12 protein-coding genes are annotated in these 12,098 nt (G+C 65.1%); 10 read left to right on the top strand and 2 right to left on the bottom strand.

Annotated elements, in window-relative coordinates:
• Positions 1-76 precede the first annotated feature (76 nt).
• The 10 genes from ahaH to PHA81_RS05835 all read left to right on the top strand — a co-directional run bounded on the left by ahaH (position 77) and on the right by PHA81_RS05835 (position 9,636).
• A complete protein-coding gene (gene ahaH / locus PHA81_RS05790) occupies positions 77-403 on the top strand; it encodes an ATP synthase archaeal subunit H (protein ID WP_005039616.1) in 327 nt (108 codons plus the stop codon).
• Positions 396-2,711 (top strand): V-type ATPase 116kDa subunit family protein, encoded by a 2,316-nt coding sequence (locus PHA81_RS05795; RefSeq protein ID WP_193790496.1) that lies wholly within the window; start codon positions 396-398, stop codon positions 2,709-2,711. The genes ahaH and PHA81_RS05795 overlap by 8 nt, the downstream gene beginning before the upstream one ends.
• A gap of 178 nt (positions 2,712-2,889) precedes the next feature.
• Positions 2,890-3,144 carry a hypothetical protein gene (locus PHA81_RS05800; RefSeq protein ID WP_005039611.1) on the top strand — a complete coding sequence of 85 codons (255 nt, stop codon included), beginning with the start codon at positions 2,890-2,892 and terminating at the stop codon, positions 3,142-3,144.
• A 19-nt stretch (positions 3,145-3,163) separates the two neighbouring features.
• Positions 3,164-3,745 (top strand): V-type ATP synthase subunit E, encoded by a 582-nt coding sequence (locus PHA81_RS05805; protein WP_005039608.1) that lies wholly within the window; start codon positions 3,164-3,166, stop codon positions 3,743-3,745.
• Complete coding sequence (locus PHA81_RS05810; protein WP_005039605.1) at positions 3,742-4,803, top strand: V-type ATP synthase subunit C; 1,062 nt, start codon at positions 3,742-3,744, stop codon at positions 4,801-4,803. The genes PHA81_RS05805 and PHA81_RS05810 overlap by 4 nt, the downstream gene beginning before the upstream one ends.
• Before the next feature lie 49 nt (positions 4,804-4,852).
• Positions 4,853-5,182: a V-type ATP synthase subunit F gene (locus tag PHA81_RS05815; protein WP_005039603.1), complete on the top strand. Its 330-nt coding sequence runs from the start codon at positions 4,853-4,855 to the stop codon at positions 5,180-5,182.
• Between the two features lie 4 nt (positions 5,183-5,186).
• Positions 5,187-6,944, top strand: coding sequence for an ATP synthase subunit A (locus tag PHA81_RS05820; RefSeq protein ID WP_005039601.1), 1,758 nt, complete (start codon positions 5,187-5,189; stop codon positions 6,942-6,944).
• Positions 6,945-6,951: 7 nt separating this feature from the next.
• On the top strand, positions 6,952-8,469 hold the full coding sequence (locus tag PHA81_RS05825) for a V-type ATP synthase subunit B (RefSeq protein ID WP_005039599.1): 1,518 nt from the start codon (positions 6,952-6,954) through the stop codon (positions 8,467-8,469).
• A 27-nt stretch (positions 8,470-8,496) separates the two neighbouring features.
• A complete protein-coding gene (locus tag PHA81_RS05830; protein WP_005039595.1) occupies positions 8,497-9,201 on the top strand; it encodes a V-type ATP synthase subunit D in 705 nt (234 codons plus the stop codon).
• 39 nt (positions 9,202-9,240) lie between these two features.
• Positions 9,241-9,636 carry a DUF6276 family protein gene (locus tag PHA81_RS05835; protein WP_005039592.1) on the top strand — a complete coding sequence of 132 codons (396 nt, stop codon included), beginning with the start codon at positions 9,241-9,243 and terminating at the stop codon, positions 9,634-9,636.
• A gap of 31 nt (positions 9,637-9,667) precedes the next feature.
• On the opposite strand, the gene PHA81_RS05840 is transcribed toward PHA81_RS05835, so the two are convergent.
• Positions 9,668-10,654, bottom strand: coding sequence for a hypothetical protein (locus tag PHA81_RS05840; RefSeq protein ID WP_005039590.1), 987 nt, complete (start codon positions 10,652-10,654; stop codon positions 9,668-9,670).
• Between the two features lie 109 nt (positions 10,655-10,763).
• Positions 10,764-12,008, bottom strand: coding sequence for a peptide chain release factor aRF-1 (prf1, locus tag PHA81_RS05845; RefSeq protein ID WP_005039588.1), 1,245 nt, complete (start codon positions 12,006-12,008; stop codon positions 10,764-10,766).
• Positions 12,009-12,098: the final 90 nt, after the last annotated feature.

Raw genomic sequence — 12,098 nt, forward strand, 5'->3', positions numbered from 1 at the left:
CGGGACGCTGCCGTACTCCACACGGTATTCGCAACTACCAAATAGGCGCTCGCACAAGGGCCGCTCAGACAAGATTATGGCGAGGCCAGAGGTTCTCGACCGAATCCAGGCGGCCGAGCGCGAGGCCGAGGAGATCGTCGAATCCGCCGAGGAAGACCGTGAGGAGCGCATCGCCGAGGCCGAGCGCGAGGCCGAGGAAACCCGCGAATCCGCCCGCGAGGAGGCCGACAAGCTCGAATCCGAGCGCCTCGATGCGGCGCGCGAGGAGATCGAGGCCGAGAGCGAGGCAATCCTCGAATCGGGTGCACAAGAGCGCGAGCAGCTCGAATCGCGCGCGAGGGAGAACGTCGACGACGTGGCCGAGTACGTCGTCATCGAGTTCGAAGAGAGGGTTCATGCTTAGGCCAGAGCGGATGAGCCGGGTGTCGATCACGGGCGCAAAGCGCGTGCTCGACGACGTGATTGAGACCACCCACGATCTCAACCTGCTCCACGTGACCGACTACGACGGCGCATGGGAGGGGTTCGAACCCGGCGACCCGATCGCCGGCGCTGACGCGGCCGCCGAACGCCTCGTCACCGTCCGCTCGCTCGAATCGATCCTCGATCTCGATGACGACCCCGACGGCTCCGGCGAGCACGTCGACACTGACGATCTCGCCGATCGGCTCGAACGCGTCCGCGGCGCGGTCAACGACTGCGACGATCGGCGCGACGATCTCCGTGACGAGCGCCGCGAACTCGACGAGCGCGCCAGCGCGATGGCTCCGCTCGAAACGCTCGGGATCGATCTCGATCTGCTCTCGGGGTACGACTCGCTCGAAACCAGCGTCGGCGAGGGCGACGAGCAAGCAGTTCGGGACACGCTCGACGCCGCCGACGATGTCGATCGGTACGAGACGTTCGCCGAGGACGGCGTGGTCGCGGTGTTCGCGCACCCGACATCGGGATCGAGCGACGTGCTCGAAGACGCGCTCGTCGGTGCGGAGTTCGCGGCCATCGAGGTCCCCGACGCCGAAAAGAGTCCCGCAGCGTATCTCGACGACCTCGACGATCGCCGTGCGGAGCTCGATCGCGAGATCGAGTCCGTCGAGGCCGAGCTCGACGACCTCCGCGAGAAACACGGCGACTTCCTGCTCGCGGCCGAAGAACAGCTCACCATCGAGGTCGAGAAGCGCGAGATCCCGCTCGCCTTCGCCACCACGAAGAACGCGTTCGTGGCCGAGGGCTGGCTCCCGACCGAGCAGTTCGTCGATCTCGCGGAGGCGCTCGAAGCCAGCGTCGGCGAGCACTGCGAGGTCGAGGAGCTCGAACGTGCCGCCTACGACAGCAGCGGCCAGGTCGCCGACCGCGAACCGACCGGCCCGACCGAACCCGGTGTAGGCGACCCCGAAACCGCTGCTGACGGTGGGAACGCTGACAGCAAGCAGTCGAGCGGGCTGCAGCCGCTGGACGACGAAAACGAATCGGACGACCGACTTGAAGCGGATGGGGGTGAGCCGAGCGAAGCGAGGCGATCCTCGCCGATCGAGCGAAGCGAGTCCGACGGTGGGACCGAAGCCCGGATGGCCGACGGCGAGCCGCCGGTCGTCCAGAAGAACCCGAAGGGAGTACGGCCGTTCGAACTCCTGACGAAGGCGGTCGGGCGGCCGTCGTACGCCGAGTTCGATCCGACGATCATCCTGTTCCTGACGTTCCCGCTGATGTTCGGGTTCATGATCGGCGACGTCGGCTACGGGCTGATCTACACCGGGATCGGCTACTGGGTGTACAACGGCTTCGACTCCGACACGTACCAGCGGTTCGGTGCGGTCGCGCTCGCGGCCGGCATCTCGACGACCGTGTTCGGCGTGCTCTACGGCGAGATCTTCGGACTGCATCTGGTCTCGACGTATCTCTGGGAAGGCGTCGTCGGCCTCTCGCACGCGCCGATCGAGAAGGGGCTCTCGCCCGCGACCAGCTACTGGGCCCGGACGTGGTTCGTCGTCACCGCACTGTTCGGGATCCTTCACCTCAATCTCGCGTGGATCTTCGAGTTCATCGAGGAGTACACCTTCCACGGGTTCGCCGACGCGCTGAAGGAGACCGGCTCGTGGCTGCTCGCACTGAACGGGCTCTGGCTGTTCATCTTCAGCCGGCTGTTCGACGGGTCGAAGCCCGACCTCCTCTTCGAGGTGTTCAGCAGCGGTGATGTGGCGGCGTTCGAGCTCGGCTTCACCGGCTTCCCGGCGTGGGTCGGGATCGTCGGCGGCGTTGCGTTCTTCGCCGGTCTCGGGCTGTTGGCCGTCGGTCCGACCCACGAGCTCGTCGAGGCTCACCAGGTGCTCGCACACGTGCTGTCGTACCTCCGGATCGCCGCTGTGTTGCTGGCGAAGGCGGGGATGGCCTTTGCGGTCAACCTCCTCGTGCTCGGGGTGTACGTCACCGAGGGCGAGTACCACTTCATCTACGATCCCGGCCACATCCCCGAGGAGGCCGAACTCCTCGGCGCGCTCGGCACGGGGTTGATCCACGGCGGGCCGGTGTCGATCCTGCTCGCCGTCGTCGTGCTGCTGGTTGGCCATCTCGTCGTCCTCTTGCTGGGGGTCACCTCGGCGGGGATCCAGTCGATCCGGCTGGAGTACTTCGAGTTCTTCTCGAAGTTCTACGAGGGCAGCGGGGCCGCCTACGACCCGTTCGGGTACGCCCGTCGGTTCACCACCGACGAGTAGCGTTCGTCCCCCGCTGACCGGGGGTAGAGTGACCGATCGTTCGTGTTCTTTTTCCGGTCCGTCGCAACGTCACAGTCCACGGACCTGGGCGCGTCTCTCGACCGATTTAGGAAGTTTTATGCCTACTTCGGGACCAACTCTCGGCCGTCGGAAGACCAAGCCAACGGAATCTCATCCAATGCTCGAAATCATCCCAGCACTGACGGAACTCGTACTGCAGCAGGGCAGCCCAGCCATCGGTAACCAGGGTATGGCAGCACTCGCGGTCGGTCTCGGTGCGCTCGGCACGGGCCTCGCCCAGCGCTCGATCGGCGCGGCGGCGGTCGGTGCGGTCGCCGAGGACGACGACATGTTCGTGCAGGCGCTGATCTTCACCGCCCTGCCGGAGACGCTCATCATCATCGCGTTCGTCACCCTCTTCATCGCAACGTAACTCCCGCTTTTTCACCACTATGAGTCTCGATACGGTTGCGGAGGACATCAAAGACGACGCAAGAGACCGGGCCGAACGCATCCGGAACGAGGCCGACGAGCGTGCCGAGGAGATCGTCGCCGAGGCCGAGGCCGATGCCGAGGAGATCCGCGCCGAGCGCGAACGCGAGATCGAACGCCGGATCGAACAGGAACGTGAACAGAAACTCTCCAGTGCGAAGCTGGAGGCCAAACAGAAGCGCCTCGAAGGCCGCCGCATCGTCCTCGAAGAGACGCGCGAGGAGGCCGAGTCCCGCGTCGCCGCCCTCTCCGGCGAACGACGTGAGGAGCTCACGCGCACGTTGCTCGACGACGCTGCCGCGGAGTTCGACGAGGGCGACACGGTGCGGATTTCGGGACGAGCAGACGACGCCGACCTGCTCGAATCGCTCGTCGCGGAGTACGACGGGTTCGAGCACGCTGGCGAGATCGAATGCCTCGGCGGCGTGGTCGCCGAGAGCGACGCCTCGCGGGTGCGGGTGAACAACACGTTCGACTCGGTGCTCGATAGCGTCTGGGAGGACAGACTCCAGGCAATCAGCCAGCGACTGTTCGAGCAATGAGCGTTCGATCGGGTTCGGGCGAGTCGAACTACGAGTACGTCATCGCGCGCGTTCGCTCGCGACGGTCGCGGCTGTTCGACGAGGACGACTACCGGAAGCTGATCCGGATGGGGCCGAGCGAGATCGCGCGGTTCATGGAGGAAAGCGAGTACGAGGCGGAGATGAACGCGCTCGGGAGCCGCCACTCCGGTGTGGACCTCATCGAGAACGCGCTCCACCGCAATCTCGCGAACCACTTCGACGATCTGCTTCGGTTCGCCGACGGCACGCTGTACGACTACATCGCGCGCTACCTCCGGCAGTTCGACGCGTGGAACGTCAAGACCATCCTTCGGGGGCTGTACTCCGACGCCGACCGCGAAGCGATCGACGTCGACCTGATCAGGGCCGGCGAGTTCAGCGACGAACGCATCGATCGACTCCTCGGGGCTGGTTCGATCGACGAGGTCGTCACGCTGCTCGACGACACCCTGTTCGGCGAACCGCTCGCGAACGCCTACGAGGAGTACGAGGAGCGCTCGCTGCTCGTCCCGCTCGAAAACGCGGTCGATCGGGCGTTCTACGAGGCCCTTACTGAGGGACTGCCGAACGAGCCGGATCGCGCGACCGAGCTGTACGTCGATTTCCTCGAAAGCGAGATCGACTTCCGGAACATCCGGAACGCGCTGCGGCTCTCCCGGAGCGGTGCGGAGATGGACCCCGCCGAGTACTACATCTCGGGCGGGCGGCTGTTCGACGAGAGCGAGATCAGCCAGCTCGTCGCCAACACGGACGAGCTGGTCGCGCGGCTGCGCGAGAGCCCCTACGGCGACGATCTCGACGCCGCGCTTTCCGAGCTCGACACCGCCGCGAGCCTGCGCGGGTTCGAACGCGCGCTCGACGCGGCGTTGCTCGAGTACTCGCGCACGCTCTCGAATCGCTACCCGCTGTCGGTCTGTCCGGTGTTCGCGTTCGTCCTCGCGAAGATGCGCGAGGTCGAGAACGTCCGGGCGATCGCTCGGGGTAAGGAAGCCGGACTCGATCCCGACACCATCGAGGACGAACTGGTGATGCTATGACCGACAGGCCGAAACCGACGGGTACCCAACACCCGCCGATGGATGCACCATGAGTCAGGAGATCGCGGTCGTCGGGAGTCCGGAGTTCACCACGGGCTTTCGACTCGCGGGCGTTCGGACGTTCGAGAACGTCCCCGACGACGAGAAGGCGGACACGCTCGACGGCGCGGTCGAGCGCGTGTTCGCGGACGACGACGTCGGGATCGTGGTGATGGCCGACGACGACATGGAGTATCTCTCGCGCGGCGTGCGACAGGATGCGGAAAGCAGTATCGAACCCACGCTCGTGACGCTCGGTGGCGAGGGTGCGGGAACCGGCGGACTGCGGGGGCAGATCAAACGCGCCATCGGCATCGACTTGATGGACGACGACCAGTAACACAATGAGTCAAGCAACGGAGACACAGGTCACGGAAGACGGTACGATCGCGAGCGTGAGCGGCCCCGTCGTGGTCGCCACGGACCTCGGAGCCCGGATGAACGACGTGGTGTACGTCGGTGAGGAAGGGCTGATGGGCGAGGTCATCGAGATCGAAGGGAACCGGACGACGATCCAGGTGTACGAGGAAACCTCGAACGTCGCGCCGGGCGAACCCGTCGCGAACACTGGCGAACCGCTCTCGGTCGATCTCGGTCCGGGAATGCTCTACTCGATCTACGACGGCGTTCAGCGCCCGCTGGACGTGCTCGAAGAGCAGATGGGCGCGTTTCTCGACCGGGGTGTGGACGCCCCGGGGATCGACATGGACGAGACGTGGGCGTTCACCCCCACCGTCGAGGAAGGCGACACGGTCGAGGCCGGCGACATCGTCGGCACGGTGCCGGAAACCGAGAGCATCGAACACAAGGTGCTCGTGCCGCCGGACTACGAGGGCGGCGAAGTCACGAACGTCGAGGAAGGCGAGCTCACCGTCGAGGACACAGTTGTGGCACTCGACTCCGGCGAAGCCGTCACGATGCACCAGGAGTGGCCGGTGCGTGAGGCCCGCCCCACGCTCGACAAGGAGACGCCGACCACGCCCCTAGTAACGGGTCAGCGCGTTCAGGACGGGCTGTTCCCGCTCGCGAAGGGCGGCACGGCGGCGATCCCGGGGCCCTTTGGCTCCGGCAAAACGGTCACCCAGCAGAGCCTCGCGAAGTTCGCCGACGCCGATATCGTGATCTACATCGGCTGTGGCGAGCGGGGCAACGAGATGACCGAGGTGATCGACGACTTCCCCGAGCTCGAAGACCCGAACACCGGGAAACCGCTGATGAGCCGGACGTGTCTCATCGCGAACACTTCGAACATGCCGGTCGCGGCGCGTGAGTCGTGTGTCTACACCGGAATCACCATCGCCGAGTACTACCGCGACATGGGCTACGACGTGGCGCTGATGGCGGATTCGACCTCGCGATGGGCCGAGGCGATGCGGGAGATCTCCTCGCGGCTGGAGGAGATGCCCGGCGAGGAGGGGTATCCCGCCTACCTCGCGGCGCGCCTTTCGGAGTTCTACGAGCGTGCGGGCTACTTCCAGAACATCAACGGTACTGAAGGATCGATCTCGGCGGTCGGCGCTGTTTCCCCGCCGGGTGGTGACTTCTCGGAGCCAGTAACCCAGAACACGCTGCGGATCGTGAAGACGTTCTGGGCGCTCGACAACGACCTCGCCGAGCGCCGGCACTTCCCCGCGATCAACTGGGACGAGTCGTACTCACTGTATCGGGACCAGCTCGATCCGTGGTTCGAGGAGAACGTCGCCGAGGACTGGCCCGATGTCCGCCAGTGGGCGATCGACACCCTGGACGAGGAGAGCGAGCTCCAGGAGATCGTCCAGCTCGTCGGCGAGGACGCGCTGCCGGACGACCAGCAGCTCACCCTCGATATCGCGCGCTACCTCCGCGAGGCGTTCCTCCAGCAGAACGCACTCGACGACACCGACGCGTACTGCTCGCCGGAGAAGACCTACCTCCTCATGGGCGCGATCAAGACCTACAACGACGAGGCGTTCGCGGCGCTCGACGCCGGCGTGCCGGTCGAGGAGATCACCGACATCGACGCCGCACCGCGACTGAACCGGATCGGCACGACCGAGGAGTACGAGGAATTCATCGACGACGTCGAGGACAGCATCGAGAGCCAGCTCCGGGAGAAATACTGAACTACCAATGAAAGAATATCAAACGATCGAGGAGATCAGCGGGCCGCTGGTGTTCGTCGAGATCGACGAACCGGTGGGGTACGACGAGATCGTCGAGATCGAACTGCCGAACGGCGACCAGAAGCGCGGCCAGGTGCTCGAATCAACTGAAGAATACGCCTCGATCCAGGTGTTCGAGGGGACCGGCAGCATCAACCGCGACGCCTCTGTCAGGTTCCTCGGCGAGACGATGAAGATGCCCGTCACTGAGGACCTCCTGGGACGGGTGCTCGACGGCTCGGGCCGCCCGATCGACGATGGCCCCGAGATCGTCCCCGACGAGCGCCAGGACATCGTGGGCGCGGCGATCAACCCCACGGCGCGGGAGTACCCAGAGGAGTTCATTCAAACCGGCGTGTCGGCGATCGACGGGATGAATACCTTGGTACGGGGCCAGAAGCTCCCGATCTTCTCCGGGTCGGGGCTGCCCCACAACGACCTCGCACTCCAGATCGCGCGCCAGGCGTCGGTGCCCGAGGAAGAGACCGACGACGCTACCGAGAGTGGGGACACCGACGGCGACGAAGCGGCGGATGTCGAGGCAGCGGACGACGAGAGCTCGGAGTTCGCGGTGGTGTTCGCGGCGATGGGGATCACCGCCGAGGAGTCGAACGAGTTCCTCGCGGACTTCGAGCGCACCGGCGCGCTCGAACGCTCGGTCGTCTTCGCAAATCTCGCGGACGACCCCGCCGTGGAGCGCCAGATCACCCCGCGGCTCGCGCTCACGACCGCGGAGTATCTCGCCTTCGAGAAGGGGTATCACGTCCTCGTGATCCTGACGGACATGACCAACTACTGTGAGGCGCTCCGCCAGATCGGTGCCGCTCGGGAAGAGGTTCCCGGCCGGCGTGGGTACCCCGGCTACATGTACACCGACCTCGCCCAGCTCTACGAGCGGGCGGGTCGGATCAAGGGCCGCGAGGGATCGGTGACCCAGATCCCGATCCTGACGATGCCCGGCGACGACGACACCCACCCGATCCCCGACCTGACCGGGTACATCACCGAGGGTCAGATCATGATGGATCGAGACCTCAACTCTCAAGGTGTGCAGCCGCCGGTCAACGTCCTCCCCAGCCTCTCTCGGCTGATGGACGACGGGATCGGCGAGGGACTGACTCGCGGGGACCACGGCGACGTTTCCGACCAGCTCTACGCGGCCTACGCGGAGGGTGAGGACCTCCGGGACCTCGTGAACATCGTGGGTCGGGAGGCGCTCTCCGAGCGGGACAACCTGTATCTCGACCTCGCCGACCGCTTCGAAAACGAGTTCGTCGATCAGGGCTTCGACACGAACCGCGACATCGGGGAAACCCTCGATATCGGCTGGGAGCTGCTCTCGACGCTCCCCAAGACGGAGCTCAATCGGATCGACGAGGAGCTCATCGAGGAGTACTACCGCGAGGACGTCACGACCGAGACCGCCGACGAGGACGCAGCGGACGAGGCGAGCGAGGAGTCCGCCGAGGCGGAGGCCGAGGCTTAAGAGCCTCGCCCCGTTAGCCCCACTCAAATGGCCACCGACGTCAAACCCACGCGCAAGAACCTGATGGCGATCGAGGACCGGATCGACCTCTCCGAGCGCGGCCACGACACCCTGGAGAAGAAACGCGACGGCCTGATCATGGAGTTCATGGACATCCTCGATCAGGCCCAGGACGTCCGCTCGGGGCTCGCCGACGACTACGAAGACGCCCAAGAGGCCATCGACATCGCCCGCGCGATGGACGGCGACCTCGAGGTCCGTGGCGCGGCGGCGGCGCTCGAAGACTACCCCGAGATCACGCTCCAGTCACACAACATCATGGGCGTGGTGGTCCCTCAGATCGAGTCCTCGAAGGTCAAAAAGGACCTCGCGGAGCGTGGCTACGGCGTGATGGGCACGAGCGCGCGCATCGACGAGGCCGCCGACGCCTACGAGGAGCTGATCGAATCCATCATCCTCGCGGCCGAGGTCGAGACCGCGATGAAGAAGATGCTCCACGAGATCGAAACCACCAAGCGTCGGGTCAACGCCCTCGAGTTCAAACTCCTGCCCGAACTCAAGGAGAACCAGGAGTACATCGAGCAGAAGCTCGAAGAGCAAGAGCGCGAGGAGATCTTCCGAATGAAGAAGATCAAGAACAAAAAGGAAGAGGCCGAGAGCGAGGCCCGCGAGCAAGCCGCGGCCGAAACCGAAGAGCGGCCCGAAGGCGAAGTCGCCGTTACCTCGGACTGACGGCACCCACATTTTTACTGCGCCCGTACTCCACCGATCATGGACTGTCCCGACTGCGAAAGCGAGACCGTCACGTTCGCCGTTCCCGACGATTTCCGCGAGTACGTTCCCGGCGACGAAACGGCGGTCGCGCTCTGTACGCACTGCCTCGCGCTCCACCCGGCCCCGGAGGTGGCCACGGACTCGAAAGTCGATTTCACTGCGGTGAGTCCCGACTTCCCGACGAACGAGGCGGCGGTGCCGATGGCGCTCGCGATAGGATTACTCGACTCGCTCGCAGTCTACCGATCCGAGGTCGAAGCACTCCTGGAGCGTGTCGAACGTGGTGGTGTGGACCCGCTACTGGTGCTCGACCGCCTCGCGGCCGATCCCGACCTCGACCCGCAGGTGGATCTCGGACGGCGACGACGGCAGCTCGAAAGCGTTCGCGAGTGACGCGAAAAACCGGTCGGTCGTCGCGGCCGGATCAGGGCTGTTTGACGGCCGAGGCGATCCGCTGGACCAGTGACTGTGTCGTGCGCGGGTCGTCGGTCACCTCGTAGTCGTGTTCGAGCGTGCCGTCGGTCTGCGCACTCAGGATGCGGAGGTCGTCGCGCTCGGCGAGGGTGGCCACCGAGGTCGCGACCGAGCCGAGCGTGGTGACCATCATGGGCCGCGCGTCGAGATCGGCAGCGACGTCACGGAGTTCGGCAGCGTCCTCTCGATCGGGGCGCTCGTGGATCGCCACCACGATCCGGCTGTCGAGGAGTTCGTCCTCGCCGTAGACGTGCACCGGATGGTCCGTTCCGGAGTCGCCCTGGACCGTCGTGTTCGCGCTCGCGTCGAACCCGCGATCGGTCAGCAGTTCGACGACCGACTCGCGGGCCGAAAGCTGGGTCTCGACCCATCGCTGGCCCGAATCGGTGAGGCTGTACCGACAGAGCACGCGCTCTTTCCCTTCGCTCGGCACGTAGATGTCCGTACACTCACGACACCGGAGGCCGTGTTCGGGCTGTTCGAAGTACGAATCACAGTCCTGACAGACGTGGCGCATGCCCTGCTCGACGTTCTCGGTGGCCTCGTCGAGCGTCGCCTCGCACCCGGGACAGACGAGCTCGTCCGGACCCGCCTCGAACTCTACTCGGGGTGCGATGTGGCCACAGTCGAGATGTTCGAACAGTTCCGTCTCGATGGTGTACCCCGAGCCACAGCCCGGACAGGCCGTGGTGTACTGCATCCCCTCGGCCCCGCAGCCGGGACAGACGTACACCTTCTCCTCGAAGGTCTTGCCGAGGATCTCGCGACGAGCCAGCGATTCGAGCGCCTCGAAGGCGGTCGGATCCTCGTCGTCGAGCAACCGCGCCACCTCCGGATAGCTGACCGCGCCGGTGTCGGGATCGATCGTGGGTTCGTACTCCGGAGCCGAACCGTCCGCGAGCGCCGTGAGAGCGGTGAGTTTGCCGGGCGAGACCATGGATCGTTACGTATTCTCTCCACCCGGGCGGTTATATAATTTGCTTCGCCCCGCCGACGGTTTCGCTCAGTCAAACCGACTGCTGGCGTCCGGTTTCGGATGGGGCGCGTCAGACTCCTGTCGAGTAGCGGAGGATTCCGGCGATCCCGCCGAACGCGTTCAGGAGCTGCTCGCCCTTCTCGAAGTCCTCGGAGATGAACTTGGTCTCCGTACCGCGGCTGTCGGCGATTTCCATCAGATGCTCGATCGCGTCCTCGCGCTCGATGTCTTCCGGCTCCGCACCACACTTCTCACAGGTGTGTTCCGGCGTGTCGCTTCGCCGACCGACGAGCTTGCGGTCCTCGTGGCCATCCGGACACTCGTAGATCACGACGTCGTCGCGGAGCTCCTCGGAGATGAGGAGCCGATCGACCGAGCCGAGCACGAGGTTTTCCCGCGTGGGGCCGAACCCGTAGGTCGCGAGATCGCCGCCGTGGAGTTCAGCGAAGAACTCCTCCATCTCGGCTTTGTCCTGCATTACCTCCTGATCGGCGAGCGCGTCGCCCGCCGAATCCACGAGATCGGAGAGGCCCGATTCGTCGGTGTACGCCACGTCGAACTTCCCGATCACCTCCTCGCCGAGCTCGTGGTGGAGGTAATCGCCGTCGAGGAACTCGTCTTTGGTGGGTGAGGGTCCACCCACCAGGATGCCGTCGATCTCGTGGCGCTCGGGCACCATCAGGTCGTTCGCCATCCCCGCGACCTCCTGATAGAAGTTGTCGATCGCCTCCAGCCGCAGGCGGGCGAACCGCTGGGCGGACTGACCACCCTTTCGCTGCTTTCCGGGGACCAGCGAGGATGCGGACTTGACGGGAACGACGCGCTTGCCACGGAGCCAGCCCACGTTCGCCTCCCGCCGGTCGAGAACGATCAGCCCGAACAGTCCCTGATCGGCGAGCATGTGCTCTAAGGGCTCGGTCACGAACTCCGAGGAACACCGGTACAGCGACGACTGGATGGGTTGGGGCGGATCTTCGAGAACCCGGGTGACCATGTCGGTCCGCCCCCCTCCAGTATCGATCGCGCCGCTGAACACCGCCATCCCGTTTTCGGGGGGGTTGTCGTAGTATCGGAGGCGGTCCTTGATCGACTTCAGCGCGTCCTGGACGTTGGTCCGGGTCTGTTTCGACTTGATGTTCGACGCCTCGGAGTACTCCTCGTTGACGTGCGCGACGATGTCACTGATCATCTCGCCCGGCGTGACGTAGATCGAAACGAGCTGCGTTCCTGATCCTTCGTACTCCTTCAGATCCTCGATGACCTTCCGGAACTCGTATTTCTTCCGGTCGGACTGTTCGGCTTCCTGGGCACTCATTACGCGATAATACCGCCTTCCGGGGTAAGTACCCTTTGGCAATCGGTCAGTCCACCGCTGTGCGTCGATCGTCGTGTGGAGTGTGGTCGA

It is taken from the genome of Halococcus sp. PRR34 (assembly GCF_028617175.1).
GTDB classification, from domain to species: domain Archaea; phylum Halobacteriota; class Halobacteria; order Halobacteriales; family Halococcaceae; genus Halococcus; species Halococcus salifodinae.

What these genes read in the sequence shown, in the direction of transcription:
- PHA81_RS05795 (WP_193790496.1), top strand. Translation starts at nt 396, where the DNA reads ATGCTTAGGCCAGAGCGGATGAGCCGGGTGTCGATCACGGGCGCAAAG.
- PHA81_RS05825 (WP_005039599.1), top strand. Translation starts at nt 6,952, where the DNA reads ATGAAAGAATATCAAACGATCGAGGAGATCAGCGGGCCGCTGGTGTTC.
- ahaH (WP_005039616.1), top strand. Translation starts at nt 77, where the DNA reads ATGGCGAGGCCAGAGGTTCTCGACCGAATCCAGGCGGCCGAGCGCGAG.
- PHA81_RS05835 (WP_005039592.1), top strand. Translation starts at nt 9,241, where the DNA reads ATGGACTGTCCCGACTGCGAAAGCGAGACCGTCACGTTCGCCGTTCCC.
- PHA81_RS05810 (WP_005039605.1), top strand. Translation starts at nt 3,742, where the DNA reads ATGAGCGTTCGATCGGGTTCGGGCGAGTCGAACTACGAGTACGTCATC.
- PHA81_RS05800 (WP_005039611.1), top strand. Translation starts at nt 2,890, where the DNA reads ATGCTCGAAATCATCCCAGCACTGACGGAACTCGTACTGCAGCAGGGC.
- PHA81_RS05820 (WP_005039601.1), top strand. Translation starts at nt 5,187, where the DNA reads ATGAGTCAAGCAACGGAGACACAGGTCACGGAAGACGGTACGATCGCG.
- PHA81_RS05815 (WP_005039603.1), top strand. Translation starts at nt 4,853, where the DNA reads ATGAGTCAGGAGATCGCGGTCGTCGGGAGTCCGGAGTTCACCACGGGC.
- PHA81_RS05840 (WP_005039590.1), bottom strand. Translation starts at nt 10,654, where the DNA reads ATGGTCTCGCCCGGCAAACTCACCGCTCTCACGGCGCTCGCGGACGGT.
- PHA81_RS05830 (WP_005039595.1), top strand. Translation starts at nt 8,497, where the DNA reads ATGGCCACCGACGTCAAACCCACGCGCAAGAACCTGATGGCGATCGAG.
- PHA81_RS05805 (WP_005039608.1), top strand. Translation starts at nt 3,164, where the DNA reads ATGAGTCTCGATACGGTTGCGGAGGACATCAAAGACGACGCAAGAGAC.
- prf1 (WP_005039588.1), bottom strand. Translation starts at nt 12,008, where the DNA reads ATGAGTGCCCAGGAAGCCGAACAGTCCGACCGGAAGAAATACGAGTTC.